The 26,642-nt window shown below is 62.0% G+C and carries 27 protein-coding genes; 12 read left to right on the top strand and 15 right to left on the bottom strand.

Going from position 1 to position 26,642, the window contains the following annotated elements; genetic code table 11:
- Positions 1-51: 51 nt before the first annotated feature.
- Positions 52-876: a hypothetical protein gene (locus KVQ74_RS22350; RefSeq protein WP_217833544.1), complete on the top strand. Its 825-nt coding sequence runs from the start codon at positions 52-54 to the stop codon at positions 874-876.
- Positions 877-1,298: 422 nt separating this feature from the next.
- Here KVQ74_RS22350 and KVQ74_RS22355 read toward each other — a convergent pair whose 3' ends face one another.
- Positions 1,299-1,586 (bottom strand): fructose-bisphosphate aldolase, encoded by a 288-nt coding sequence (locus KVQ74_RS22355; RefSeq protein ID WP_217833545.1) that lies wholly within the window; start codon positions 1,584-1,586, stop codon positions 1,299-1,301.
- A gap of 587 nt (positions 1,587-2,173) precedes the next feature.
- On the opposite strand from KVQ74_RS22355, the gene KVQ74_RS22360 reads away from it, so the two are divergent.
- The gene (locus KVQ74_RS22360; protein ID WP_217833546.1) at positions 2,174-2,599 is read left to right on the top strand and encodes a hypothetical protein; all 426 of its coding nucleotides are present in this window, start codon (positions 2,174-2,176) and stop codon (positions 2,597-2,599) included.
- A 98-nt stretch (positions 2,600-2,697) separates the two neighbouring features.
- Here the strand turns inward: KVQ74_RS22360 and KVQ74_RS22365 are convergent, their stop codons facing one another.
- Positions 2,698-3,129 (bottom strand): hypothetical protein, encoded by a 432-nt coding sequence (locus tag KVQ74_RS22365; RefSeq protein ID WP_217833547.1) that lies wholly within the window; start codon positions 3,127-3,129, stop codon positions 2,698-2,700.
- Positions 3,130-3,295: 166 nt separating this feature from the next.
- Between KVQ74_RS22365 and KVQ74_RS22370 the strand changes: the two genes are divergently transcribed.
- The 5 genes from KVQ74_RS22370 to KVQ74_RS22390 all read left to right on the top strand — a co-directional run bounded on the left by KVQ74_RS22370 (position 3,296) and on the right by KVQ74_RS22390 (position 6,435).
- The gene (locus tag KVQ74_RS22370) at positions 3,296-3,685 is read left to right on the top strand and encodes a hypothetical protein (RefSeq protein WP_217833548.1); all 390 of its coding nucleotides are present in this window, start codon (positions 3,296-3,298) and stop codon (positions 3,683-3,685) included.
- Positions 3,686-3,701: 16 nt separating this feature from the next.
- Positions 3,702-4,124 (top strand): HD domain-containing protein, encoded by a 423-nt coding sequence (locus tag KVQ74_RS22375; RefSeq protein ID WP_217833549.1) that lies wholly within the window; start codon positions 3,702-3,704, stop codon positions 4,122-4,124.
- A 35-nt stretch (positions 4,125-4,159) separates the two neighbouring features.
- Positions 4,160-4,807 (top strand): hypothetical protein, encoded by a 648-nt coding sequence (locus KVQ74_RS22380; protein WP_217833550.1) that lies wholly within the window; start codon positions 4,160-4,162, stop codon positions 4,805-4,807.
- Positions 4,808-4,857: 50 nt separating this feature from the next.
- The gene (locus KVQ74_RS22385; RefSeq protein ID WP_217833551.1) at positions 4,858-5,877 is read left to right on the top strand and encodes an AbrB family transcriptional regulator; all 1,020 of its coding nucleotides are present in this window, start codon (positions 4,858-4,860) and stop codon (positions 5,875-5,877) included.
- A gap of 108 nt (positions 5,878-5,985) precedes the next feature.
- On the top strand, positions 5,986-6,435 hold the full coding sequence (locus tag KVQ74_RS22390) for a YMGG-like glycine zipper-containing protein (RefSeq protein ID WP_217833552.1): 450 nt from the start codon (positions 5,986-5,988) through the stop codon (positions 6,433-6,435).
- Here the strand turns inward: KVQ74_RS22390 and KVQ74_RS22395 are convergent.
- The 3 genes from KVQ74_RS22395 to KVQ74_RS22405 are packed head-to-tail and all read right to left on the bottom strand — an operon-like array spanning position 6,420 to position 10,117.
- On the bottom strand, positions 6,420-7,445 hold the full coding sequence (locus KVQ74_RS22395) for a DUF2955 domain-containing protein (protein WP_217833553.1): 1,026 nt from the start codon (positions 7,443-7,445) through the stop codon (positions 6,420-6,422). The genes KVQ74_RS22390 and KVQ74_RS22395 overlap by 16 nt on opposite strands.
- A complete protein-coding gene (locus KVQ74_RS22400) occupies positions 7,435-8,571 on the bottom strand; it encodes an HlyD family secretion protein (protein ID WP_217833554.1) in 1,137 nt (378 codons plus the stop codon). The genes KVQ74_RS22395 and KVQ74_RS22400 overlap by 11 nt, the downstream gene beginning before the upstream one ends.
- Positions 8,564-10,117 (bottom strand): efflux transporter outer membrane subunit, encoded by a 1,554-nt coding sequence (locus KVQ74_RS22405; RefSeq protein ID WP_217833555.1) that lies wholly within the window; start codon positions 10,115-10,117, stop codon positions 8,564-8,566. Before KVQ74_RS22405 ends, KVQ74_RS22400 begins: the two co-directional genes overlap by 8 nt.
- 132 nt (positions 10,118-10,249) lie before the next feature.
- Between KVQ74_RS22405 and KVQ74_RS22410 the strand changes: the two genes are divergently transcribed.
- Positions 10,250-10,765 (top strand): transporter suffix domain-containing protein, encoded by a 516-nt coding sequence (locus KVQ74_RS22410; RefSeq protein WP_217833556.1) that lies wholly within the window; start codon positions 10,250-10,252, stop codon positions 10,763-10,765.
- A 99-nt stretch (positions 10,766-10,864) separates the two neighbouring features.
- Here KVQ74_RS22410 and KVQ74_RS22415 read toward each other — a convergent pair whose 3' ends face one another.
- The gene (locus tag KVQ74_RS22415; RefSeq protein WP_217833557.1) at positions 10,865-11,641 is read right to left on the bottom strand and encodes an NAD(P)H-dependent oxidoreductase; all 777 of its coding nucleotides are present in this window, start codon (positions 11,639-11,641) and stop codon (positions 10,865-10,867) included.
- 84 nt (positions 11,642-11,725) lie between these two features.
- On the opposite strand from KVQ74_RS22415, the gene KVQ74_RS22420 reads away from it, so the two are divergent.
- Both KVQ74_RS22420 and KVQ74_RS22425 read left to right on the top strand, forming a co-directional pair.
- On the top strand, positions 11,726-12,619 hold the full coding sequence (locus tag KVQ74_RS22420; RefSeq protein WP_217833558.1) for a LysR family transcriptional regulator: 894 nt from the start codon (positions 11,726-11,728) through the stop codon (positions 12,617-12,619).
- Between the two features lie 247 nt (positions 12,620-12,866).
- Entirely contained in the window at positions 12,867-13,652 is a 786-nt protein-coding gene (locus tag KVQ74_RS22425) for a DeoR/GlpR family DNA-binding transcription regulator (protein ID WP_217833559.1), read from the top strand.
- A gap of 151 nt (positions 13,653-13,803) precedes the next feature.
- On the opposite strand, the gene KVQ74_RS22430 is transcribed toward KVQ74_RS22425, so the two are convergent.
- The 6 genes from KVQ74_RS22430 to KVQ74_RS22455 form a co-directional block, all read right to left on the bottom strand.
- A complete protein-coding gene (locus KVQ74_RS22430; protein WP_217833560.1) occupies positions 13,804-15,087 on the bottom strand; it encodes an NAD(P)/FAD-dependent oxidoreductase in 1,284 nt (427 codons plus the stop codon).
- Between the two features lie 74 nt (positions 15,088-15,161).
- Positions 15,162-16,526 carry a glutamine synthetase family protein gene (locus KVQ74_RS22435; RefSeq protein WP_217833561.1) on the bottom strand — a complete coding sequence of 455 codons (1,365 nt, stop codon included), beginning with the start codon at positions 16,524-16,526 and terminating at the stop codon, positions 15,162-15,164.
- A 422-nt stretch (positions 16,527-16,948) separates the two neighbouring features.
- The gene (chrA, locus tag KVQ74_RS22440) at positions 16,949-18,292 is read right to left on the bottom strand and encodes a chromate efflux transporter (RefSeq protein ID WP_217833562.1); all 1,344 of its coding nucleotides are present in this window, start codon (positions 18,290-18,292) and stop codon (positions 16,949-16,951) included.
- A 123-nt stretch (positions 18,293-18,415) separates the two neighbouring features.
- Positions 18,416-19,315, bottom strand: a complete 900-nt coding sequence (locus tag KVQ74_RS22445) for a bestrophin family protein (RefSeq protein ID WP_217833563.1) — start codon at positions 19,313-19,315, stop codon at positions 18,416-18,418.
- 35 nt (positions 19,316-19,350) lie between these two features.
- Positions 19,351-20,349: a GTP 3',8-cyclase MoaA gene (moaA, locus tag KVQ74_RS22450; protein ID WP_217833564.1), complete on the bottom strand. Its 999-nt coding sequence runs from the start codon at positions 20,347-20,349 to the stop codon at positions 19,351-19,353.
- A 137-nt stretch (positions 20,350-20,486) separates the two neighbouring features.
- A complete protein-coding gene (locus tag KVQ74_RS22455) occupies positions 20,487-21,338 on the bottom strand; it encodes a CAP domain-containing protein (protein ID WP_217833565.1) in 852 nt (283 codons plus the stop codon).
- A 199-nt stretch (positions 21,339-21,537) separates the two neighbouring features.
- Here KVQ74_RS22455 and KVQ74_RS22460 point away from each other — a divergent pair, with 199 nt between their 5' ends.
- Complete coding sequence (locus KVQ74_RS22460; RefSeq protein ID WP_217833566.1) at positions 21,538-22,158, top strand: cell wall hydrolase; 621 nt, start codon at positions 21,538-21,540, stop codon at positions 22,156-22,158.
- Here the strand turns inward: KVQ74_RS22460 and KVQ74_RS22465 are convergent.
- Positions 22,155-23,042, bottom strand: a complete 888-nt coding sequence (locus KVQ74_RS22465) for a LysR family transcriptional regulator (protein ID WP_217833567.1) — start codon at positions 23,040-23,042, stop codon at positions 22,155-22,157. The two genes, KVQ74_RS22460 and KVQ74_RS22465, sit on opposite strands and share 4 nt — an antisense overlap.
- Before the next feature lie 102 nt (positions 23,043-23,144).
- On the opposite strand from KVQ74_RS22465, the gene KVQ74_RS22470 reads away from it, so the two are divergent.
- Positions 23,145-24,539 (top strand): MFS transporter, encoded by a 1,395-nt coding sequence (locus KVQ74_RS22470; protein WP_217833568.1) that lies wholly within the window; start codon positions 23,145-23,147, stop codon positions 24,537-24,539.
- A 33-nt stretch (positions 24,540-24,572) separates the two neighbouring features.
- Here KVQ74_RS22470 and KVQ74_RS22475 read toward each other — a convergent pair whose 3' ends face one another.
- Entirely contained in the window at positions 24,573-25,973 is a 1,401-nt protein-coding gene (locus tag KVQ74_RS22475; RefSeq protein ID WP_217833569.1) for a heavy metal sensor histidine kinase, read from the bottom strand.
- Complete coding sequence (locus KVQ74_RS22480) at positions 25,970-26,641, bottom strand: heavy metal response regulator transcription factor (RefSeq protein WP_217833570.1); 672 nt, start codon at positions 26,639-26,641, stop codon at positions 25,970-25,972. The genes KVQ74_RS22475 and KVQ74_RS22480 overlap by 4 nt, the downstream gene beginning before the upstream one ends.
- Between the last annotated feature and the right edge of the window lies 1 nt (position 26,642).

Genomic DNA, 26,642 nt, shown 5'->3' on the forward strand with positions numbered 1-26,642 from the left:
TTTAGATTTTTATGCCTGCGGAGTTTCGGACTTGCAAGCGACAAGGAGTTATTGAGTGGTGCTGCAATGATTAATGATAAGGCGGTTGAGTTTTTTAGTAGGATTTTGAATGAGCGTCATGCTGATTTAAAAAAAGTTTCAGAGGAGTTGATTCTAGAGCTTGCAGGTGAGAATGTTACTGAAAAGAAATCGGCTGCGCAGCGTGTCAAAGACTCCGCTATCTATTTACGAAGTATTTTACCTTCGTCAGAGGCTCCGGGTTGGCTTAAGGATCTTATAAATTATACTCAATATTTCATTGAGGGAAGTTGGAATAGTGGCGATCTTGCTAAAAGCCACTATAGGCTTCTCTCGTCAATCCTGAATCACGATTGGGGTATCGTGGTTGGTGAAAGCTCCGGATTGGATTTTGATGGTGTTTTTGAATTCTATAGAAAAGAGAGCCGATTGCCTGAGTTGTTTGATCAAATAATTTCTCTCCTCCAGTCAATTAAAGATAGTGGTGAAATAGATAGTTTAAATATATTGGAGGCCTTGTCAAAAATAATTGCAACTTTGCGAAATGGAAAGGAAGGCTCTTATTTTTCTTTGAATGGCGCCTGGAAGTTTCTAATGAGCTTTGCGAATAACTACCTTTGGGCCGAGTTGGAAAAGGTCCCTTTGTTAGGGACAGCCTTTGAAGCACTTAGGAAAACAGTGGAAGATGCAGACAAGGAAATGAAAGGTCTGCACTCTTCGATTCAGCTCGAACTTGATCGTAGAGTTAAAGAGGAAGTTAAAGTTTTTCGTAATTCGGCTGTCGGGTTTTTGACGTATAGCCGTTACGGTGAGTTGTTAGAGGATGATGGCCGGTCAAGTACGGATATCAAGGCATGATGTGAAGAGGTGACAGATCTGCACATGTCTGATCTGTCACCCTTACGGGTTATTACTTTCTTGGCTTGCCTGAATCACTTCGCTTGTCGAACTTGGCCATCATGATTTCTAGAGCGAGACTGCACACCACCACCTTGCTTCGGTGCAGTAGATATTGGATTTAAAGGGTCTTCTATCTGTCACCTTTCTTCCTTACATAGATTGAAGGGGTTATAAGAAAGCACAGCATCGAATCAATAATACTCGGCAACTTAAGCCTCACCGAACTGCTGGTCGCCAATGGTTTTCTAAAAACATCAAATCTATATCGACAATTTCATCGCTATTCTCATCCCCTTATTCCTGAAAGAAAGGGATGTCTAACAGATGGCGTGCACAGGTGGTTGTTAGCAACGAGCAGTTACTGCTATCCCTGAACTGAGTCACTCCTGTATCTCGAACCCACGCTGCTCAATCACCCGAAAAACATCCCTCACATCCTGCACCAGGATCCTGGCGATGTTGGTAACGGTGTTGATGTCGTGTTCGGCGTAGTCGGGCAGGCTGGTGCAGGCCATGAGGTCGAGGTATTTGAGGACGGCGTTGAGGCGTTCGGCTGCGCAGGCGTGGAGGTCGCGGAGTGGGGAGTCGGCGTCGACCAAGAGGACGGGGTGGTCGGTGGCGGGGTGGGACATGTGCGTGTAGCGGTAGAGCGGTGGCTTGTTGTTCATGGATGGATCCTAGCTCGGGAAATATTCGCCACCCGCTCGCTGCGAAATGAGTTGGGTGGCAGTTATGCGCGGGTTCGCAGACCGAGGAGCTAAGACCCGGCAGACCCGGAGGTCTCCCACGCACAACCGCCATGAAAATGAAGCACAGGCGTATTGCCGGGCCGTATTTTGCCGGGTGTGGACTTAACTCGCTAGGGCTGCGAAACCCTATCGCCGATTGATGTCAGCGACAGCCTCACTCTAGGCACCGATTCCAGCAGCCGCAACCGAGGTGTAGCACGTCCAATCCGCCACTCTGTCGCTCTGGCTCAATCTCTTCCTACGAGCCAGCCTCAGTAAAAACGGGCACTTCGGCCTGTTTGAAGAATCGGGCTAACCGGTTTTGGGTCTGCTTCGCAGCCCAGCGGGAACAGGCTCCCTCGTGACAAAGGGTGTTTTCCTACGAAGCTTTCAGATCTCTAAATTCGGCGCGCATTTCCGTCCCGGAACTTTTCTCAAAAGCGATGTCAATTTGATAGCGTGTCGCGACGCTCATTCATCGACTCAAGCAGTGCCGGGCTGTTCCCGGTAAACCAGGGAAGTGTGAGATGAAACTGATTCTTGCGATGTTGTTGATGTTCAGCGGTTATGCCTTTGCCAGTTGCGGCAACATTGATGACCACGACCAGCGTACTTACTGCAACGCGATGGCAGGCAATGGCAGTTGCGGGAACATCGACGATCACGATTTGCGCACACGCTGTAACGCGGAGTTGGGTAATGGGTCCTGCGGCAACATTGCCGACCATGACCAGCGCACCTACTGCAACGCCAAGCAGGGTAACGGTAGCTGCGGGAATATCGACAATCACGATCTACGCACGCGTTGCAACGCGGAAACGGGTGGCGGCTCCTGCGGCAATATCGATAACAGCGACGAACGTGCCTTTTGCAACGCAACCACGGGGAACGGCAGTTGCGGGAATATCAGTAATCATGACTTGCGCACCCGCTGTGAAGCCATCAAGCGCTGATATCTGATTGGTCGGACGCGCGATCCGATAAGACCACAACGTTGGCACAAAATAGGGACACCAACCGGTGTCCCTTTTTCATGTCCGCGACAAACCCGCTACTTCGCCTTCCAATGCCCACCGCCATTCTCACAATCCACCTTCGCCTGCGCCAAATGCTCTGCATCGTAGTAATACGTGGTCACTTGCGCGTTATCGGGAATGTTCAGCGACTTGGCGTTCTTGTCCTTGCTGGTTGAATGCGGATTGGCCAGGGATTCCTGGGTGAGGGTGGCGATGCACGACGCCTGATAGTGATCGGCGCAATGCTCGACCTTTTTCTTGGTGCTGTTGAGCATGTCCTTGCTCTCGTTGCTGCACGACCAGTCGATCGAGTTGACCGGCATGCCTTCGTATTCGTAGCAGCTATGGGTCTCCACGGCCGGCACGGCGGGGCTGGAGGAGCGGGTCAGGACGTCGCAGCCTTCGGCCATGACGCAGGTGGGGATGACGCTGAAGGTGGCGATCAGAAGCAGAAATCGAATGTTCATCGGGGTTTCCTCTCCCAGGGCCGCGCTCTGATCGAAGATTTGCGCGCTTATTGTTTTCGAGGCGGCAGGGTGAGGGGAGGTTCCATCAGGTTTTTCGTTTGCACCGGTCGACTGGTCTGCGAAACAATCAGACACATCTAGCGCCCCCAAGGATTGGAACATTGCCATGATCGAAATCGGCAGCCGCAACAACGTGCCCACCTCGCAGCATCCTTTCCACGACATCTATCTGTTCCATATCGATCCGTCGAGGCCCGACACGCCGTTCTGTTTCGAGCAGTCGATGGGCGGCGGGCATATGGAGCATGGCGGCGCGCGGTTTCTCGCGCTGGATGAACTGGACGGCTGGCCCGGCGACTGGCGTGAGCATCTGAAGAAAGCCGATTGCGTCTGGGTAGCGGAGTTGATCGACGCGCATCCGGGGGCGGATCAGGCGACGCTGGTGGCGTTGATTCTCCAGCGCCACGTCGAGCAAAAACAACCGGTCGGGCGTCTGCAGGCGATTGGCGGCTGGCTCAAACGCAATATCCATGTCGGCGGCCGGTATGGCGTCTAACCCGGAGGTTTCACTCATGACTCAGACCCTTGAACGCGCCATTGCCATCGCCGCCACGGCTCACACCGGGCAGGTCGACAAGGGCGGTGCGCCGTACATTCTGCATCCGCTGAAGGTGATGCTGCGCATGACCACGCTGGAGGAACGCATCGTCGCGGTGTTGCACGATGTGGTCGAGGACTGCGGCATCAGCCTTGATGACCTGCGCCGGGAAGGGTTCAGCGAAGAGGTTTTATCTGCCATCGAATCGGTGACCAAAGTGCCGGGCGAGTCCTACGAGGATTTCGTCGACCGCGCGGCGCAAAACCCGATCGGGCGGGTGGTGAAACTGGCGGATCTGGAAGAGAACAGCGACCTCTCGCGGATCGCCTCGCCGGGCTGGGAGGATCTGGAGCGGGTCGAGAAGTATCGACGGGCGATCGGGCGGTTGCGTTCGTAGCCGATGGCAATCAAGGGAATGAAGAGGAACCACGGATGGAGTTCGCAACAATTGTTCAATTACTGACGGTCATGGGCATCGTCGCAGCAGCGACGAAAGTCATCCGTGAGTTGTTGTTCATGGGCAAAAGTCGTCTGACCGAGGAATATCGGGTCGCCAGAGACGTACTCAAGGACATGGAGCAAAACCCAAACCAGCACCCTTTGGTCGTCGAGCGTGGTTACTTCGCTATTGCGGGGACTTCGGCGATCAACCCGGCAGATGTTGCGTATCTGATTTCCCTCGTTGACCCCGCCAAAAGCCTGAAGGCTTACGTGCTTTCACGACAGTACGTCGAGCTGGATGCGCGACGGCACAGAATTGATTTTCGGCCGAAGTACAAAAGCAGTTTTTCCAGAATCTGGCGTAAAACCTGGTACGGCACGATGTATGTCGTGTGGTGGTTAATCGCAATGGCACCCCTGCTTTTGATCCAGCCACTGAGCCTTGAGCCCAAGTTCGCTCTCTGGATGGGCATCACGCTTCCGGTCGCGGGTTTCTTTGGCGTCAGTTCGTTGATCGATTGCCTGAAAATTTCCAGGAGCGAGAAATTGGTCAAGTCTCAAGAGCAGCACACACCAAGAATTCTGGTCTCGCGAGAATCGAAGAAGTCGACGATCACCCCCGCTAAAAATCCATCCTGAATCCTCGGTTCAGACGACATCAACCGTACTTTCACGTCGATGGAGTATTGATGAAATCCATTCTGTGTCTACTGATCGCCGCCGCATTGGGCGCGGCGCTGCAAGCCAGCGGCGTGCCCCATGGGCTGCTGCTCGGCTCGATCCTCGCCACTTCGCTGATCGTCAGCCAAACCGGTTTCGCGCCGACGACGCCCTATGGTCTGGGTTATATCCAGGTCACCCTGGGCATCGCCACCGGGTTGATGTTCGAGGCATGGGACAGCGCGACGGCGGCGACGATGTTGCCCAGCCTCGGCGTGTTGTTGCTGTGCCTGATGGCGCAGATCGCCCTGGCCGGTTGGTGGCTGACGCGCGGCGCCGGCTGGAATCGTACGGATGCGTTGCTGGCGGTGTATCCGGGGGCGTTGGCGGCGGTGTTTGATTTGCTTGAGTCGCATCAGGCGTCGAGCAAGGTGATCATCGTGCATCTGATGCGGCTGCTGTTGATCACCGTGCTGGTGAGTCTGTGCATACCCGGTCAGGTGTCGGATGCCGTGGTCGATAGCGCCCCGTTGAGTACCGGCATGGCGCTGACGGCGTTGTCGGTGATTTTCCTGAGTGTGCTGCTGGGGCGATTGTTGCTGGTGGTGGGCGTGCCGGCGCCGTTCATGCTGACGGCGATCATCATCACGGCGGTGTTTGTGAAGGCGGGCTGGCTGCACGGGTTTCATATGCCGGACTGGAGTCTGAATCTGGCGGCGTTGATTCTCGGCGCTCGGATTGGCTCGCGGTTTCAGGGGATTGGCCTTGGCGAACTGGCGCGCCATGGGCGGACGGCGTTGATGTCGGTGGGGTTGATGCTGGTGGTTGCGGCGGCGTTCGCCGGCGTGGCGGGGCGGTGGTTGGGCAGCGATTCGCTGACACTGTGGCTGGCGTACATGCCGGGGGCGATCGAGACGATTGCCATTGTGGCGTTTGGTGGCGGGCTGAATGTGGTGTTTATTCTGACTCATCATTTGAGCCGGATGGTGCTGCTGCATTTTGCGCCGGCGTTGGTGGTACAGGTTCGGCGGGGGCGGGAAGGGGTTTGAGCGTTTCAGTGACCTCGATTCCCTTGAGGGGCTTTTCGCTCTGAAACCTGAACTACACTCCCTGATTACCCCGCACCACAGGCAACCCCACGCCCGCCGGAGGTAATCATGAACCGCATCTCGTCCATCTCGCTTTTCATCGCCGCCGCGCTCTGCGCCAGCGAGGCCCGCGCCGAGTCTGTCGTCCCGCTCAAGGGCCAATCACCGCAACAAACCCAGATCGACATCAACGACTGCCACTCGGTCGCGTCCAGTTCCACCAGCTCGACACCCCAGGCCGGCGGACGGCTGAAAGGCGCGGCAGTCGGCGCGGCGGCGGGAGCAACGGCCGCCCAGGTTCGAGGCCGTCAACACGACGAGTTTTACGAAGCCGTCGACGATGACCGCAAACAGGACTACCGGCAAAACCAGGCCAAACAAACCGCCGCCGCCGGAGCGGTGGTCGGTGGCTCGCGGCAGCGTCAGGATCGGCGCGAGCAGCGCAGGACGGACGCTTCAGCCAGTTCCAGCGCCTACACCGGTTGCCTGCAAGGTCGCGGTTATCAGGTCACGCCCTGAGCGGTGGGGCGATGGTTTTCCAGCAGGTGCATCATCAGCCCGCTGTAGAGCGTCACGAGGATGAACAAGCCCATGCGCACGGCGAACGCGGTGTACACGTCCTTGCCCGCCGCGCTGTCCTCGACCGATTGGCCGAGCAGGATAATCATCGTCACCAAGGTGTTGAGCCAGAAACCGGGGGTGAGCTGCGTGGCGTGCAGGCGATAGAGTTTGCGCGCCAGCGCCAGGCTGAACAGCAGCATCCACAGGGCGAACATCCACAGATGCACGAACAGGCTCAGCGCGCACCAGAACAGCACCGCCAGCAACCCGCCGAGCAGGGTTGAACCGAGCAATTCTCGGCCCGCGTGGTAGGTGCGGGTGGTGGTGCTTTGCTGGCCGAGGCTGACGGCCTTGAGGATGATCGGCAGATAACTGGCCGGATCGATCAGCACCAATACGAAGGTGGGCAAAACGATCAGCGTCGCGCGCAACGCCACGCGCGGCACGTCTTCGGCGGGCATGGCGGGCGGCGGTGGCGGGGCGGGGCTGTTGGCCGGCTCCGGGAAAAACGCGTGGCTGACGGCGACCATGATGACCGCCAGCAGCAGGCCTTTGAGCAGCGCGCCGATCACCGCCATGGCCAGGTCGAACAAGGCGAAACCGGCGGCGGAGATCAGGGTCATGCCGATCACCATGAAGGTCATGATCAGCACGTTGCCGCCGCGCAATCCATAACGGAAAACCACAAACAGACCGATGCCGATCAACAGCACGCCGCACACCGGGTAATAACGCAGCAGCGGCACCAGCAACAGGCCGAAACTGGTGGTGAACGCGGCAGCCAGCGTGAGCGCCACGGCGGCTTTCAACGGCAACGGCCGGGGCACGCTGGCGAGCAGCAACACCGCCAGTACCGGCGACAGAAACGCCAGCGGCAACCCGAGCGCGTAGCTCGCAGCGGTACACAACGCGGTGCCAAACGCCAGGCGCAAGGCGCGTTGCGCCGGGACGCTGCGCTCAGTAGGCATACGACAACCAGCTCATCAGCCAGACAAACATTCGCCCCAATGGATTGAGCCAATTGCCCTCGCTGGGAAACGCCATGACTTCCGCCTGCCCGCCAGCGCGAATCGCCCGGCTGTCGAACAGGCGCTTTTTCGCCTCGTCACTGAATTCGATAATCACCGGAAAACGCTGGGCCGGACGCAGCCAGTCGCGGCTGTTCTGAATGGTCGGCAGGGTGCCGGGTTGAGTCGACTGACCGACGCTGACGCCATAACCGATGCTGCGTACCCGGCCATCCAGCACTTCACCGGGCAGCGAGTCGAGGATGATCGACACCGGTGTGCCGACCTGAATCCGACCCAGATTGTTTTCAGTCAGGTCAGCGCTGACCCACACGTCGTGGATCGCGATCAGGGTCATCACCGGGCTGCCGACGGCGGCAAACTGGCCGGCGTCGGTGCGCAGGTCGGTGATCAGCCCCGCCGAGCGCGCGCCGATGCGGGTGTTGGCCAGATCGAGTTCGGCTTTCGCCAGTGTCGCGGCGGCGCTGCGCAATTTGGCGTTGGTGTCGGCATCGCCACCGCCTTCGGTTTCCTGGGCACGCACGACTTCGGCGCGGGCGGCGGCGACCTGACTGACGGCGGCCTCGCGATTGGCACGGGACACCTCCAGCAGGCGCACCGACACCGTACCCGGATCCTGTTTGTACAGCCCTTCGAGCCGCTGATTGTCCTGGCGTGCCTTCAGTTCATTGGCCTGCGCGGCCCGCAACGAGGCCTCGGCGGAGGCGATGCCGGCGGTGTTGGCGCCGACCGAACGACGGGTCGCTTCCAGATCGGCCCTGGCCCGGTCGACGGCGATTTGCAGCGGCTGCGGATCGAGCTCGAAGAGGATGTCGCCCGCCTTCACATCCTGGTTGTTGCGCACATTGACCTTGATCACCCGACCGGCGACTTCCGACGCTACCGGAATCACGAACGCGCCGACCCGCGCCTGTTGCGTATACGGCGTGAAACGGTCGGCGAGCAGATACCAGGCCAGACTCAGCAGGATCACCAGCAGCACCAGGCGAATGCCTTTTTTGGCCGGATCTGCAGCAGGCGCGGGGGCCGGCGCTGGGGCGGGAGCGGGAGGCGCGGCGTCAGTCATGGCGGCTTACCTGCGAGGGAATGGGGTACGCCGGTTGCGGCGCTGGCGTGGTGAGCAAATGGCCCCAGTCGGTGCGTTGCTGCATCTGTTGCCGGGTCGGCTTGTCGATCTGCGGTGCGCTGCTTTGCCAGCCGCCGCCGAGGGCTTTGTAGAGGGCGATCAGATTGCTCACGGCGTTGGCGCGGGTGACCAGATAACTGTCCTGAATCTGCAACAGCGCCCGTTGCGCATCGAGCACCCGCTGAAAGTCCGAATAACCTTCGCGATATTGAGTGTTGGCCAACGCCAGAGAACGCCGCGCCGCCGCTTCCGCTTCACCCAGCACGCGTTCCTGTTCGAGGCCTTTGCTCAAACCGCTGGCGGCATCGTCGGCCTCGCGCGCGGCTTGGCGCACCTTGTCACGGTAGGCTTCGATCAGTTGCTGCAAACGCGCATCCTGCACCCGCACGTTGTTGCGGATCTGCCCGTAATCGAAGATGTTCCAGCGCAGGCTCGGGCCGCCGATCAGGTCGAGGCTGCGTGGCGTGGCGCCGAGCGTATCGCTGGACCAGACGATGCTGCCGAGCAGGGTCAGCGACGGGTACAGATCGGTTTCGGCGACGCCGACCAGCGCCGATTGTGCGGCGACATTCAGCTCCGCCGCTCGCACGTCCGGCCGGCGCAGCAACAGGTTGGCCGGTACGTCCTGAAGCACCGCGCGGTCAATCAGCGGGATCAGCCCCGGTTGCTCGGCCAGCAGCGCCGCGCCGCCGGGCGGCTGACCGACCAGCACCGCCAGCGCATTGCGGGTGCGCAGCAATTGGTCTTCGAATGCGGGGATGCTTGCCAATGTGGTCAGGTACTGGGTTTTCGCCTGTTGCAGGTCGAGTTCGGCGGTCTGGCCGCTGGTGAACAGTTGCTCGGTGATTTCAAAGTTGCGTTTCTGCTGATCGGCGTTTTCCCGGGCGACCCGCAGCCGCGCCTCGGTGGTGCGCAGCAGAAAGTAGGTGTCCGCGACCGACGCGCGCAGCAGCACCAGCGCATCTTCATAGTTGGCCTGGGCGGCGAAGTAGCTGGCGTCGGAGGATTCGATGGCGCGGCTGAAACGGCCCCAGAAATCCAGCTCCCAGCCGACGTCGAATGCCGCGTTGTGTTGCCAGAAATGCGCGTCCTGCGGGTTGTTGCCGCCGGACTGGCGCCGGTCGATATACAGGCTGTCGACGTCGACCTGTTGCAGTTGCGGGAAGCGCCCGCTCTCGGCGATGCCCAGTTGCGCGCGGGCTTCCAGAACACGCAGGCCGGCGATTTTCAGGCTGGCGTTATGCGCGTCGGCTTCGGCGATCAGGCGATCCAGCACCGGGTCGGCAAACACCTGCCACCACTGGCGCAGGTCCGGATGCGCGCCGCGCTCGCTGGCCTGTTCCAGCGCAGCGCTCTGCCATTGCTTGCTCCAGGGTTCGCCCGGTGGCTGGAAGTCCGGCCCCAGGCGCACGCAACCGCCAAGGCTCAGCGCACCGAGCAACAGCAGATGACCGGGACGTCTGAGCAGGGCCGTCGTTGCAGGCATTCGGTCCGTTCCACATTGGAAATTTCACTGGAGCATAGACGCCAGATTGCGGGTTGAAAGGGCAAATCACCTGCTACGCTTTTTCAGGCGAAGTTCACTGATCTGCGCCCCTGACGAAAAGGTATGGAACCCATGGATACTGCTCAAGATTCGGTTGAACCGACCGGCGCCAACTGGCGCTTCAAGGTCGGCGTGGCAATCATCTGCGTGATGCTCGGTTCATGGCTTCTGGTGCCTCTGGCGGCGGCGCTGGATGTGCCCGGCTCGAAAGTCGCGGCGTTGACCGGGGTGCTGTTCATCAGCAACAAGGTGTTGCTGCTGCTGGTGATCGCGGTGATGGGCAAGGCCGGGTTCGCCGAACTCAAGCGCACCATCGGCCGCTACATCTCCGGGGTGATCCCGACGCCGGTGGCCGAAGTCAGCCCGATACGCCACAAGATCGGCGTGGTGATGTTTTGCCTGCCGCTGCTTTCGTCGTTCCTGGAACCGTATTTCGACAACTTCTTCCCCGGCGTACGGCCCAATCTCTGGCAGATGCAGGCGCTGGGCGACCTGATGTTCATCGGCAGTTTCTTCGTGCTGGGCGGTAATTTCTGGGACAAGGTGCATGCGCTGTTCGTGCGCACGGCGAAGGTGGTGACTGCTTGAATTGAGCGGTGTGGCAGTGGGTACAGCGCTGCCTGACACACCGCTTTCGCGGGCAAGCCCGCTCCCACATTGGAACGGGGGGCTTTTGTGGGAGCCACCTCAGCGCAGATGCGCGGCAAAACCCTCACGGTCCGGTGCGATTTCGTCCTTCAAGGTCAAGTCGGGAAACCGGTAATCCCCGGCATTCTGCTGGCGGAAGGCAATCGGCCGGGTGCTCCACAACTCATCCAGGCGTGCGCCGAGGGCCTCGCAGGTTTGCGCAAACCGCGCCGCATCCATGCGGCTGGTGCGATACACCACGAACGGCGGCAGGACGTCGAAGCCGGGGTAGTAAAGCGTGCCGTGGTGGATCGGAAACAGCAGATCGTCGATCGGCCCGTTGATCCCGCGCGAGCTGTAGTGCGACTCCCAGCCGCCGGCCGTGACCATCAACATCGCCCGTTTGCCCTGCAGCGTGCCCTCGCCGTAACGATCCCCCCAACGGGCATCGGAATGCTCGCCGACGCCGTAGGCAAAACCGTAGGCGTACACCCGTTCGACCCAGCCCTTGAGGATCGCCGGCATCGAAAACCACCACAGCGGAAATTGCAGGATCAGGGTGTCGGCCCACCGCAGTTTTTCCTGCTCGCGGGCGATGTCGGCGGCCTGCGTGCCCTGGGCGAAGGCGATTTTCGAGTCGAGGGAGGTGTGGAACGGCCGGCTGGTGTCGCGTTCGGGGCTGTCGTCGGCGTCGAGGATGGCTTTCCAGTTCATTGCGTACAGGTCGGACACCTGCACGGTATGGCCGGCGGCCTCAAGGCGCTGGACGGCGAAGTCCCTGAGCGAGCCGTTGAGGGAAGTGGGTTCGGGGTGGGCGTAGACTAGTAGCACATTCATTGTGAAGCTCCGTTGCTGAGTGGCAGCAGGATCGGGGTTGCGCAGGTATATTGGAAATGAATGTCTGATATGTCTGGTATAGCCATGAATAATTTGAGACGCCTGGATATCAACCTGCTGCTGACCCTCGACGTGTTGCTGGCCGAGCACAACGTCACCCGTGCCGCACAGCGGCTGAACCTGTCACAGCCCTCGGTGAGCGTGCATCTGGCGAAGTTGCGCGACATCTTTGGCGATCCGTTGTTGCTGCCCGGCCCCCGTGGCATGCGTCCGACCGTCCGCGCCGATGAACTGCGCGAGCCGCTGCGCGAAGCACTGGAAGCATTGGAGCGGGCGGTGGCGCCGGCCAGCCCGTTCGACCCGGCGCTGGCGACCCTCACCTGGAAAATCTCGGCAACGGACTACGGCGAATCGACCATCGTCCTGCCAGCCCTGAGCGGTTTGCGTACGCAGGCGCCGGGTACGCGGCTGGCGGTGGTCGACCTGCTGCCGGGGCAAATGGTCAAGCAGGCGGAGCAGGGGCTGTTCGACCTGGCGCTGCACATCACCGAAGGCGCGCCGCCGGAGTTGCATCAACGGCCGCTGTTCACCGAGCGCTACGTGCTGGCCGGCCGTATCGGCCATCCGGGTTTGAACGCGCCGCCGACACGCGAACAGTTCTGCGCACTGGAACACGTCATGGTGTCGCGGGAGGGCGGGGGCTTCTGGGGCACGACCGACAATGCCTTGGCCGATGTGGGGCTGTCGCGCAAGGTGGTGCTGTCGGTGCCGCACTTTCTGTTGGTGATGTCGGTGCTGGCGAGCACCGACCTGGTGGCGATGCTGCCGTCACGCCTGGTGCGTGGCCACCCGGCGCTGCAAGTGGTCGACGCACCGCTGCAAGTGCCGGGTTACGAGATGGCGATGTTCTGGGGCGAGCGTTCCCACCGCGACCCGGCGCACAAGTGGCTGCGCGAGCATCTGGCGGCGTCGGTCTGAGTGTCAGGCGTGGCCGAGGGCAATTGCGAAGGACACGACGATCATGCAGGCGAAGGCGAAATTGAGGTTCACGGCGGGCATCCTGAGCCATTTGGAGTGGGGCCATTTTGAACAGGCTGAAAGCAAAGGAAAAATTTGCCTTGGTGATTCCAAAGATCGAAACAATTGATGGCAGCCGGTTTGTGTTTGGCCGAGGCTTTCGCTAGGCTCGCAAAACCTGCAACTACAAGCACAAACAGGCATGACCATGCACGACCATTCCGCCAACGAACTCCCGTCCCTGCGCCGCCAGAAAATCCTCCTGATCCTCGAACGTGACGGCAAGGTCATGGCTTCCGAGCTGAGCCAGCACTTTGCGGTGTCCGAGGACACCATTCGCCGCGACCTCGCCGAACTGGACAGCGCAGGCCTGGTGCAGCGGGTGCATGGCGGGGCGCTGCCGCGACCGAAGGACACCGGCAAGGATTACTTCACGCGTCTGGACGAGACGGATGAGGTCAAGGTGCGGCTGGCGCAGTTGGCGGCGCAGAAGGTCGAGGACGGGCAGATCGTGTTGTTCGATTCTGGCTCGACCACGTTGCAGGTGGCGCGGGCGTTGCGCCCGGACATCAGTATCACGGCGGTGACGGCGGCACCGATGACGGCGATTGCCTTGGCGGCGTACGCCGGGGTGAAGGTGATCCTGGCCGGCGGGCAGTTGAACCCGAAAACCCTGTCGGCCGGCGGGCATGAGGCGTTGCGGCTGATTGCCGGGATCAAGGCCGATCTGGCGTTTACCGGGGTCTGCGCGATTCACCCGGACGTGGGCATCACCTCGCTGCATTTCGATGAGGTGCCGGTGAAGCAGGCCTTGCTCGCCAGCGCGGCGCGGGTGATTGCCGTGACCACGGCGGACAAGCTCGGCGCGGTGGAGCCGTTTGTGGTGGCCCCGTGTGAGCGACTGCACACCCTGATCACCGAGCGGCACCTGGCATCGGGCAGTGTCGAGGATTACCGGCGGTTGGGGATTGAGGTGGAGCAGTTGCCAGACTGAAGTCTTGTGGCGGGTCTGACGGCGTTTTCGCGGGCAAGCCCGGCGCCCACATTTTCCGGGGTATCAGGACCCGGACGTTGTGGGAGCCGGGCTTGCCCGCGAAGAGGCCGGTCCATTCACCGCAAAATCCGGCCTCGCTCAGACACCCGAATCAGCGCAACCGCTCCAGCATCTGGTAGTACCACATCCCGGCCGCCAGCATCGGATTGCCCAGCAGATCGCCCATCGGCACGCGAATGTGCTGACACTGCGCAAACGTATCGAACTGCTCCATTTGCCCGGTGATCGCCCGGCCCATGATTTCACCCATGATGTGCGTGGTGGCGATGCCGTGCCCGGAGTAGCCCTGGCAATACCAGACGTTATCCGAGAGCTTGCCCAGTTGCGGGATGCGGTTGATCACGATGCCCATGGCGCAACTCCACTGGTAATCGATCGGCACACCCTTGAGCGCCGGGAAGGTTTGCTCGATGCAGGGCCGCAGTTCGCCGGCGATGTCCCGTGAGTCCTTGCCGCTGTAGTTGGCGCCGCCGCCAAACAGCAAACGCCCGTCGGCGGTGAGGCGGTAGTAATCGAGGACGAAACGGCAGTCGTACACCGCCAGGTCTTGGGGGTTGATCTGCTTCGCCAGATCTCCCAGCGGCGCGGTGGTGACGATGCCGCCCATGGCCGGGAAGATCTTGCCCTTGAGCTGGCCGGGTTCGAGCTTGTGGTAGACATCGCCGGCCAGCAGCACTTGCCTGGCGTCGATCTGGCCCTGGGCGGTTCTGACACCCGGTGTGTCGCCGTGGATGATCTCCAGCACTTCACTGTTTTCGAAAATCAACGCCCCCAGACCTTCCGCCGCCCGTGCTTCGCCGATGCACAGATTGAGCGGGTGCAGGTGCATGTTGCGGGTGTTCTTGATTGCGCCGTGATAGAGGTCGCTTTGCAGCAGATCGCGCACCTGGCTGCGGTCAAGCAGGCTGACTTCGTCGCCCATGCCGCGCCGCACGGCTTCCTCATAGTCGCTGCGCAAACCGTCCATGTGACTCGGCTTGTACGCCGCGTGCAGATGGCCGTGTTTGAGGTCGCACTGGATGGCGTACTTCTCGACTCGCTGCTGGATGATTTCGTGCCCGCGCCAGCGCAGATGCCAGATGAGGTCGTCGACCTCATCGCCGAGTTTGCGGCGCATCTGTTTGCGCATCGCGCCGTCGCCGGACAGGCTGCCGGTGACCTGTCCGCCATTGCGCCCGGTGGCGCCCCAGCCGATCTTGTGGCTTTCGACGATGGCGACTTTCAGGCCTTTTTCGGCCAGTTCGACAGCGGTGGCGACGCCGGTGAAGCCGCCGCCGATGATGACCACGTCAACCTTGTGTCGGCCTTGCAGCGAGGGGTAGTTGGTGTCCTGGTTAAGGGTGGCGGTGTAATAGGAATGCGTGCGTTGGGTCATGTGAGTGTCCAGATAAATTCAGGCTCGAGGGCGGACACAACTCCCTTTATGGGAGTTGTGTGGGGCAGCGGAAATCAGGCCTCCGTCAGATACCAGCGCCAATCCTGCTCGCCCACCTCGGCCATGAACTGGCGGTATTCCGCGCGTTTCACTGCCAGATAAACCCCGAGAAATTCCTGCCCCAACGCATCCCGCGCCCATGCCGAGTGGTGCAACGCATTGAGCGAGGTCAGCCAGTCGGTCGGCAGCAGCTCCGTCGCTTGCGCATACCCATTGCCCTCTACCGGTTCGCCCGGGTCGAGGTTGTCCTTGATGCCGCGATGAATGCCGGCGAGGATCGCGGCCGCTGCCAGATACGGGTTGGCGTCGGCGCCGCAGATGCGGTGTTCGATGTGGCGGGTGTTGGCCGGGCCGCCCGGTACGCGCAGGCTCACGGTGCGGTTGTCGACACCCCAGGTCGGTGCCAGCGGGGCGTAGCTGTTGGCCTGGAAGCGGCGGTAGGAGTTGGCGTTCGGGCAGAACAGCAGCAGCGAGTCGAGCAGGGACGCGAGCATGCCGCCAATCGCTGTGCGCAGCAGCGGGGTGCCGGCCGGGTCTTCGGCAGCGAACAGATTGCGCCCCTCGTCATCGGCGAGGCTGACGTGCATGTGCATGCCGGTGCCCGCCAGATCATCGAAGGGCTTGGCCATGAATGTCGCCTGCATGCCGTGCTTGTGGGCCACCGCCTTGACCAGCCGCTTGTAGCGTACCGCCTGATCCATCGCCTCCAGCGCATCGCCGTGTTCGAGGGTGATTTCCACCTGGCCCGGCGCGTATTCGGAGATCGCCGTGCGCGCCGGAATGCCGTGCAGTTTGCAGGCGCTGTAGAGGTCGGCGAGGAAGGGCTCGATCTGCTCGAGCTCCCGCAAACCGTAGACCTGAGTGTGTCGCGGTCGTCCGCCGTCGGCGTCCAGCGCCGGTTGCGGACGGCCGTTATGATCGCGTTTGGCGTCGAGCAGATAGAACTCCAGCTCGCAGGCCATGACCGGGTGATAACCCTCGGCTTTCAAGCGCTCGATCACCTTGATCAGCAGGTGTCGCGGATCGGCGATGCTGGCCGGCAGACCTTGCTCCGGGTGCATGCTCACCTGCACGGCGGCGGTGGGAATCTGCCGCCACGGCAGGCGCACCAGACTGCCTTCCAGGGGATAGGCGCGGCAGTCGATATCGCCGACGTCCCACACCAGGCCGGAATTTTCCACGTCCTCGCCATGCACCGTCAGGCCGAGGATGGTGCTGGGCAATGGACGGCCGCTTTCATACACGGCGAGCAGTTCTTCACGGTGCAACAGCTTGCCGCGCGGCACGCCGTTAGCGTCGAGGATGAACAGCTCGATCATGTCGATGTCGGGGTTCTGATCGAGAAAGTTACGGGCGTCTTCAAGGGCTGCGAATTTCATGTCAATCACTCACGAGTGCGCCGCACGGGCGCGCAGATTCGGGCCGGACGCAGCAACGGGCAAAAGACCCGGGCGTCCTGGCAGGGATATCGAAAAGAGGGGGACTGTCGCGTGGTCAACCGGCGCGATCAGACGGGCAGGGCGGTATCCGGCGGACGTGCGGAGTGACGCAGCTTGGAACGGCGCAGGGCCATGGGGAGATTGACGATGCGATTCATGCGCGGCTCCTGCGAGGGAGGGCGCATGCAGCAGAGACGTTCAACGATTCTGGTTGTTGTGGTGACGTGCTCATGACGCGTGTTTCCGTTGGCGGAAAACGTCGGCGGCGGGAGTGTCCCGCCATGCCGGGGTGGCTGGATAGTAAGGGGGAATCCCCGGAGAAGTAAACGGCTGATTCGCGACCGGGAGGCACGGCCGCAGGCTCAGCGCAACAGATGGAACCCCAGCCCGACGAGGGCGCAAACGGTCAACACCTCGATCACGCCACGCTTGAAAATAAACAGACCGAGCGTGGCCGCCGCCGCGAGCAGCAGCGAAAAAACATCCGGTGACGCGGCAAAACCGTTCGGCCAGAACACGTGGTAAGCGAAGAAGCACGCCAGGTTCAGAATCACCCCGACCACCGCTGCCGTAATCGCGGTCAGCGGGGCGGTGAACTTCAGTTCGTTGTGGGTCGACTCCACCAGCGGCCCGCCGGCGAGGATGAACAGGAACGAGGGCAGGAAGGTGAACCACGTCACCAGCGTCGCCGCCAATGCACCGGCGACGAACGCATGCTCGGGGCCGAACGCCGGCTGCACATAACCGCCGACGAAGCCGACAAACGCCACCACCATGATCAGCGGCCCCGGCGTGGTTTCACCGAGCGCGAGGCCGTCGATCATCTGGGTCGGCGTCAGCCAGCCGTAATGCCCGACCGCGCCTTGATACACGTAGGGCAACACCGCGTAGGCACCGCCGAAGGTAAGCAGCGCCGCTTTGGTGAAGAACCAGCCCATCTGCGTGAACGTGCCGTCCCAGCCGAAGAGTGCTGTCAGCAGGGCCATCGGCAGGCACCACAGCAGCGCGCCGATCACTGCCAGGCGCAGCAGCTTTGGCAGATGAAAGCGTGCGTGTTCGGGTGTCGGTGTGTCGTCGTCGATCAGCGCCGGGCCGAAGGATTTTTCGCTGCCGCGCTGGCCGCCGTTGTTGAATCTTTCCGGTGTCAGGCGCCCACCCAGGTAGCCGATCAGCGCCGCGCCCAGCACGATCAGCGGAAATGGCACGTTGAACGCGAAAATCGCCACGAACGCGGCCCCGGCGATTGCCCATAGCCAGGCGTTTTTCAGCGCCCGCGAGCCGATGCGGTGAGCGGCGTGCAGGACAATCGCCGTCACTGCCGGTTTGATTCCGTAAAACACTCCGGCCACGGCGGGTACGTCACCGAACGCGATGTACACCCACGACAGGCCAATCAGGATAAACAGCGACGGCAGGACAAACAGCGCACCGGCCAGCACCCCGCCCCAGGTACGGTGCAGCAGCCAGCCAATGTAGGTCGCCAATTGCTGAGCCTCGGGACCGGGCAGCAGCATGCAGTAATTGAGGGCGTGGAGAAAACGCCGCTCGGAGATCCAGCGCCGCCGCTCCACCAGCTCCTGATGCATGATCGCGATCTGCCCGGCCGGACCGCCGAAACCGATGCAGCCGAGCTTCAGCCAGAAGCGCCAGGCCTGACGCAGGGTGACGGGTTCGGGGCGGGGGAGATCCTGCGGCGTTGTGCTCAAGGGCACTCCTGGGTTGAGTCGTGTCAGGGGCCTCTATCTCATCAGGTTTGTATTGCAATCAACAACCACCCAGAACCACGCCGGGGACTCGGTTGCCCCCAGAAAGTTTTGCAGCGTGTGGATTCAGCTCAGCACGTAGTCCATCGGCATCAACACGGGAGGCAGTTCGGTTTCGCCGAGCTCAAACAGAATGTCGCGCTCGATGGTGCGCACCAGTGCGTCGGTGGGCAGATCGTTTTCGTCGCGGCCGAAGGGGTCTTCCAGTTCGTCGGCGATGGCGTCCAGGCCGAAGAAGGTGTAGCTGACGATGGCAGTGAACAGCGGTGTCAGCCAACCCAGCGGTTCGGCCATGGCGAACGGCAGCAGGATGCAGAACAGGTAGATCGTGCGGTGCAGCAGCAAGGTGTAGGGGAAGGGCAGCGGGGTGTTCTTGATGCGGTCACACACCGCTTGCGCCTGGGTCAGGCTGGTCAGGTGATTGGCCAGCAGCATGTAGCGCCATTCGCTGAGTTCGCCGCTCTGCTGCAGGTCGCCGCATTGCTCGCCGATCTGATGCAAGATGCGCCCGCTGTAGTCCGGCACTTCTGCATCAAGTTTCGGTGTGATCCACGCAGCGCTGGCCACCGCCTCGCTTTCGCGGCGCAATCGCGCATTCAGGGAGTGGGCGAAACCGCAAAGGTTGAGCAACAACGGCCGGCGGTGGACTGATTCGCGGATAACTTGGGTCTCGCGCATTACCGAGCGGGTATGCACGATCACTTCGCCCCACGCCTTACGGGCTTCGTACCAGCGGTCGTAACAGGCGTTGTTGCGAAAACTCATGAAGATCGACAGCGACAGCCCGAGCAGGGTGAACGGTGTGGCGCTGACCTTGGTGAAACTGCTCGGATGGAGGATTTCCACCAGCACGATACCTGCCGCCAGCAGCGTGACCATCAATGCGCGCAGCGCGATGCGCTTGGCGATCGAACCTTTGAGGGTAAAGAGGATGGCGAATTGGTTGACCTTGGGTCTGATGATCATGCTGTGCGATCCCGGTTACGCAGGGAGGTGGCGGTTCAGCCGCCGGTCATGTTCATGAAGCGCACGACCTGAACGTCGTCGTTCACTTCGAAATGGTGGCGATAGGGTTTGAGTTTCATCGCCTCGACAATCGCTTTCTCCAGCCGCTGCGGCTGCCCCGGATGGGCGCGCAGCACCGCTTTGAGATCCACCGAGTGTTCGTTACCCAGACACAGTAGCAGGCGACCCTCCACGGTCAGCCGCACTCGGTTGCAGGTGTCGCAGAAATTGTGGCTGTGGGGTGAGATGAAGCCCAGGCGGATATGCGGCGCCTCGGCCAGGCGCCAGTAGCGCGACGGGCCTTGGGTCGATTCGGCGGAGTCGATCAGGGTGTAGCGTTCGGCGATCCGCTCGCGCACCTGGGCGCTGGAGAAAAACGACTCGGCGCGGCTGTGTTCATGAATGATGCCCAGGGGCATTTCCTCGATGAAAGAGATGTCCAGTTCACGGTCGATGGCGAAGCGCACCAGATCGTTGATCTCCTGATCGTTGCGCCCCTGCATCACCACGCAGTTGAGCTTGGTGCGGGTGAAACCGGCCTTGCGCGCGGCATCGATGCCGTTGATCACCTGCGCCAGGTCGCCGGTGCGGGTCATCTGTTTGAAGCGGGCGGGATCGAGGCTGTCGAGGCTGACATTGAGGCGCTTGACCCCGGCCTCGAACAGCGGCGCGGCCAGTTTGCCGAGCTGCGAACCGTTGGTGGTCAGGCACAGCTCGCGCAGGCCGGGCAGGGCGGCGATCTGCTCGCACAGTTTGACCACGCCGGGACGAATCAGCGGCTCGCCGCCGGTGAGGCGAATCTTGCGGGTGCCCAGCGCCACGAAACCCTGGGCCAGTTGATAGATTTCTTCCAGGGTCAGCACTTGCTGACGTGGCAGAAACTGCATGTCTTCGGCCATGCAGTACACACAGCGGAAGTCGCAGCGGTCGGTGACCGACATGCGCAGATAGTCGACGCGGCGGTTGTAACCATCGATCAGGACGCGCTCTGGCATGGCAGTCTCGCAGGGAAAACGGCGCAGATTAGGCACAACCGCGCAGAGCGTCCAATCACTAATAGTGAATGATCGATTGACGGGATCGATGACCCCTCCACCGTCCCCTGCCTGAACGGTAGAGGACGGTGGGCAGATTATTCGGCGCCGAACATCGCGGTCCAGTAGATGCCCGCATCGCTTTTCGGGTCGGTGGCGTAGGCGGCGCCGAGCTCGCGGTATTGCGGGTTCATCAGGTTGGCGCAGTGGCCGGGGCTGGCGAGCCAGCCATCGACGACTTTGCGTGGGGTGTCTTGCCCGGCGGCGATGTTTTCGCCGACTTGCTGGCCGCTGTAGCCAGCCAGTTCGGCGCGGTCGCCCGGGGTGCGGCCGTCGCGGTCCTTGTGGTCGAAGTAGTTTTTGTTGGCCATGTCGCGGCTATGGTCCTGAGCGACTGTGCCCAGGGTCGCATTCCACGCCAGCGGCGCAGCGGCGGCGAATGCCTGACCGCCACACTGGCGCGGCTGGCTGCGGGCGGCGTTGAGTTGTTCCAGCAACTTCTGGCCTTCGCTCTGCGCATCGCCTAGGCGTGCGCTGAGCAGCGGCCGGGCGAGGGTGATGCGCCAGTCGCGATCGGCGCGGCTGACAGCGATATCGACGAACTGCGGGTCCAGCACCACCTGACAGAAACTCTCCTGAATCGCCTTCATCGCCGACGCTGCATCGCGAGGTCCGTTGAGGCTGATCGCCTGCACATTGACCATCGGGTAACTGGCGCGAGCCATGGCCTGTTGCAGATCGACCACGCCGCTGGCGGGCAGAATCAGCCGTGGATCGGCCGACAGCGGCGGCAGTTCGTTCGACGCCTGGGTGCCGCAACGCTGGGGCTGGCTGCGATAGCTGTTGATCGACTCGACCAGTTGCGACTCGTCGGTGGCCATGGCCGAGGCGGCAAACGCCAGGCCTGCGGACAGCGCGGCAATTCGCGAAACGGATGGCATGAAGCGCATGGAAATCTCCCTTGGGCTGAGTGCGCCCATGATGCTCGAAATGGCCCCGGTGGGTGCAATGTCTTTTTCTTCACCCTGCGATATTTTCTGCGCAACTTTACCCTCGAGTTTGCCGTCTACACTCTGCGAAACCCCCGGAAACCGGGCGTTTCACCGCTTTAACACCTTGCCCGTACGGGCGCTGCCGGACGTATCGATCATGGGATTCAACGGGTTGCTTTTATGTCTCGCGTTAACCCTGCCGGGCATGGCCGTGATGGCCACCGAGCAGGCCCCGATCAAGGAAAAGGCTGAACAGAAGGCCCAGGTGCTGGAGGAAAAGGCTGCCGATAAAGTCAGCGCGGCACCGGCGCCCAAATCCGAAGCCATCACCCCGACCGAAGCGCAAGCGGTCGACCCGGCCGGCGCCGCGCCGCTGGACGATCCGCTCACCTGCCTGGCGCGCAGCATCTATTGGGAAGCCAAGGGCAAGGACAACGCGGAAATGGAGGCGGTCGCCAATGTGGTGATGAACCGCCTCGGTCATGAAGGTTTTCCGGATACCGTGTGTGCGGTGGTCAAGCAAGGCTCGGAAACCAAGAGCTGCCAGTTTTCCTGGTGGTGCGATGGCCGCTCGGATCAAGTCAAGGAGGACGCCGAATACGCGCTCGCCAAGGAAATCGCCGGCAAGGCGCTGAACCGCCAGCTCACCGATCGCACCCACGGCGCGTTGTACTTCCACGACCGCAATGTGCATCCGAGTTGGGCCAGGGAATACACCAAGACCGCCGAAACCGGAAAGTTCCTGTTCTACAAACCCGCCGGTGGCGATGCGCGCTAGGCGCAAGTCTCCCGCACACAGTCGCGCAGCCAATGGTGCGCCGGATCGGCGTCCATGCGCGGGTGCCAGAGCATCGACACGGTGATGTCCGGCACCACCAGCGGCAGTTCGAAGCTGTGCAGACCCGCGCGCAGCTTTTCGGTATGCCGGTCCGGCACGCAGGCGATCAGATCCGAGTCACGCACCAAGGCCAGCGCAGCGGAAAAACCGCCGACCGTGGTGACGATGTTGCGGCTCAGCCCCAAGCCTTGCAGCGCCTGATCCACCGGGCCGCTGGCAGCGCCATGACGTGACACCAGCACATGTTCGCCGGCGATGAATCGCCGGGTGCTGACCTTGCCCGAACTCAACGGATGCCCCTCGCGCACCACCCCGACAAAACGGTCGCGGAACAGGATGCGGCTGTGCAGCGAGTCATCGGTGCTGTCCACGATCACCCCGGTTTCCAGATCGACCCGACCGTCGCGCAGCAGCGTGCTGTCCTTGTCGGTTTTCTGCAGAAAGCGCAGACGTACGCCGGGCGCTTGCCGGGCAATACGCGCGAGCAGGGCAGCGGCAAATGTCTCGACGAAACCATCGCTGCTGCGCAGCGTAAACGTGCGTTGCAACTGAGCAGGATCGAGCACCCGCGCCGGGCGCAGCAGCGCTTCGGCTTCCTGCACCAGCAGGCTGACCCGCTCGCGCAACTCCAGCGCCCGAGGCGTCGGCACCAGTCCACGACCGGCGCGCACCAGCAACGGGTCGCCAGTGGTTTCACGCAGTCGGGCGAGGGCGCGACTCATGGCCGACGGGCTCAGGTGCAGTTGTTCGGCGGCACGGGCGACGCTGCCTTCGCGCAGCAGCACATCGAGGGTAATCAGCAGGTTCAGGTCCGGCGTGCTCATGACATGGCGTTCCGTGCAGCTATGAAGTGCAAAGCATGCGTCTTCCGCCATGTGCTGTCGAGATTTAGGCTGGTGCTCATGACCTCTCGGGAGCGAAAACCCATGACGCAACAACCTTCCTTGACCAGAAACGCCCGTTGGGCGCTGACCGGCCTGTGCCTGTCGATGCTGATGCCGTCCCTCGACACCAGCATCGCCAACGCCGGCCTGCCGACTCTGGCCGCCGCATTCGATGCCTCGTTCCAGCCAGTGCAATGGATCGTCCTGGCCTATCTGCTGGCGGTAACGACGTTGATCGTCAGCGTCGGCCGTCTCGGCGATTTGCTCGGGCGTCGGCGATTGCTGCTGATCGGCATCGGCATTTTTACCGTCGCTTCGTTGGCCTGTGCAGTGGCCAGCGAGTTGCCGTGGCTGATCGCTGCGCGGGCGGTGCAGGGCCTGGGCGCTGCGATCATGCTGGCGTTGACCATGGCGCTGGTCGGCGGCGCGGTGCCGAAGGAGCGCACTGGCAGTGCCATGGGGTTGCTCGGAACGATGTCGGCGATCGGAACTACGCTTGGGCCATCGCTGGGCGGCGTGTTGATCGCGCAGGTCGGCTGGCAGTGGATTTTCCTGATCAACGTGCCGCTGGGTTTGCTCAACGGGTGGCTGGTTTATCGCTATCTGCCGATGGATCAAACCCGTGGCGCGCGGGTGCGTTTCGATCATGTGGGGACGCTGGTTCTGGCCGTGACGCTGGTGGCTTATGCGCTGGCGATGACGTCCAGGGAGAGTTCCGCGTTCACCCTGGCATTGCTGCTGGTCAGCGTGTGTGGCGGCGGGCTGTTCATCTACATCGAGCGCAGCGTGACGGCGCCGTTGATTCGTTTGTCGCTGTTCGCCGAGCCTCGGTTGAGTGCCAGCCTGGCGATGAGTGCGCTGGTGGCGACGGTGATGATGACCACGCTGGTGGTCGGGCCGTTTTACCTGAGCCGGGGGCTTGGCCTGAGTGCCGGGGTGGTGGGGCTGGCGTTGTCGGTCGGGCCTTTGGTGGCCGCATTCGGCGGCGTGCCGGCGGGGCGGCTGGTGGATCGCTTCGGCGCACAACGGACGATGCGCGGTGGCTTGTTGGGGATGGTCGGCGGTTGTGGATTGCTGGCGCTGTTGCCAATGCGATTCGGGCTGTTCGGGTATGTGCTGCCGATTGCCTGGGTCACGGCCAGTTATGCGTTGTTTCAGGCGGGCAATAACACCGGGCTGATGGCCGGTGTCAGTCAGGATCAGCGCGGGGTGGTGTCGGCGCTGCTGGGGCTGTCGCGCAATCTTGGGTTGATCACGGGAGCAGCGGCGATGGGGGCGGTGTTTGCCGTGGCGACAGGTGATCCGACACAGGCGTCTGCAGCGGTGATCGGCGGAGGTTTGCACAGCACTTTTGGCGTGGCCGCCGGGTTGATGATTCTGGCGCTGTGCCTGAGTCGGATCGAGATAAAAGGCTGGGCGAGCGTCAGCGTGCGGTAGGGGTGGCCGCGCTGGCCTCTTCGCGAGCCGAGCTCACTCCCGAGCCGGAAAAAACAGCTCGAAACAGGTCACGCCCTCAAGGCTGCTGACGCTGTACCGGCCCTGATGCAGTTGCATGATCGTCGCGACGATCGACAACCCCAGGCCGTTGGATTGCGCCGAACGTTCGCGGGATTGGTCGACGCGGTAGAAGCGCTCGAACAGCCGCGACAAATGTTCGGCGGGGATGGTCGCGCCCTGGTTACGCACCCGCAGGTAGCTGCCCTCAGGCTCGGCCACCGCCTCGACCTGCAGCGTCGAGTCCGCCGCGCCGTACTTGATCGCGTTGGCGCACAGGTTGGCGAGTGCCCGGCGCAGCAGCATCGGTTCGGCCCAGATCACGCCGCTGCCGCGCGCCTCGATGCTGATCCCGACATCCGCCGCCACCCCTTCGAAGTAATCGGCAATGCGCTGCATCTCGTCGGCGGCGTCCAGTTCCTGGCGCTGGCTCAACGCCGATGAAGGATCGGTGCGCGCCAGGAACAGCATGTTGTCGAGCATCCGCGTGAGCCGTTCCAGTTCTTCGACGTTGGAGGCGAGCAACTGCTGATAGGCCTCGATGCTACGGTTCTGGTGCAGGGCGACCTGGGTTTCGCCGAGCAGGTTGTTGATCGGCGTGCGCAGTTCGTGGGCCATGTCGGTGGAGACTTGGCTCAACTGGACAAAGCCTTTGGCGAGTCGATCGAGCATGGCGTTGAACGCGTCGATCATCGGCTGCAATTCCCGTGGCGTGCCGTGGCTGTCGAGGCGCTCGCCGAGGTTGCCGACGCCGATCCCGTGGGCATGACGCGCCAGCCGGCGCAACGGCAGCAGGCCGCGATACACCAACAAGCAGCCGATCAACGCCAACACCACCGCCGCCAGCGTCGCCAGGCCGTACACGCTCAGTCGGTAGTTGGCGAGCATCGCCGTGCGCTCGCTCATCAAACGGCCGGTGAGCACCTGCAGGTTGCCCAGTTCGCCGGAGTCGATGGTCGCCGCCACCGCCGAAAACGGTACGCCGTTGACGCTGGGCAGATGCTGCACATCCTTGAGGGTCATCGGGTGGTCGATGGGCACGGCGGGCAGGGTCGGGGTGTTCAGGTTGCCGGGGTTGACCACCAGCAATGGCGGTTGCCCCGGTGCACCGATGGTCAGCAGCGCTTCGCGGTTGCCGAGCATGTTCTGGAACAGCGCCGGTTTGTTCTTGATCAGCTCCAGGGTGTTGCTGTCGTTGAGGAAGGTGCGCAACTGATCGACACGGCTGACCAGGGAAATGTCATCGCGACGAATCAACTGCTCCTCCAGCTCCTGATACAGCGCCGCGCCGAGGCCGGCCAGCGAACCGAAGGCGAGCAGGGCGAACACCAGCGCCAGGCGCAGGGTCAGGGAGTAAGTGCCGGCGTTTTTCTTCATGGCTGGGTATCGAAGCGGTAGCCGATGCCGCGCACGCTATGGATCAGCTTGAGCGTGAACGGGTCGTCGATCTTCTGTCGCAGGCGGCGCACGGCGACATCCACCACATTGGTGTCACTGTCGAAATTCATGTCCCACACCCGCGAGGCGATCAGCGAGCGCGACAGCACTTGCCCGGTGTGGCTGGCGAACAATTGCAACAGGGCGAACTCCTTGTTGGTCAGGGTGATCCGCATGTTGTCGCGGGTCACCCGGCGCTTGAGCACATCGATCTGCAGGTCGGCGACTTGCAGATGTTCCTCTTCGTGGATCGGGCCACGGCGAGTCAGGGTACGCAGGCGCGCCACCAGTTCGGCGAAGGAAAACGGCTTGATCAGGTAATCGTCGGCGCCCAGTTCCAGGCCCTTGACCCGGTCGGCGATGTCGTCGCGGGCGGTGAGGAACAGCACCGGCGTGTCGGCTTCCTTGCGCAGCCGGCGCAGGACTTCCCAGCCATCCATTTTCGGCATCATCACATCCAGCACGATCACGTCGAAGCTGTGCTCCAGCGCCAGGTGCAGGCCGTCGGCGCCGTCCCGGGCCAGGCTCACGCTGTAGCCCAGTTCCTGCAGGCCGTTGAGCAGGTAGTTGCCGGCCTTCGGTTCGTCTTCGACGACAAGGATGTTCATG

Source organism: Pseudomonas botevensis, from assembly GCF_019145475.1.
GTDB classification, from domain to species: domain Bacteria; phylum Pseudomonadota; class Gammaproteobacteria; order Pseudomonadales; family Pseudomonadaceae; genus Aquipseudomonas; species Aquipseudomonas botevensis.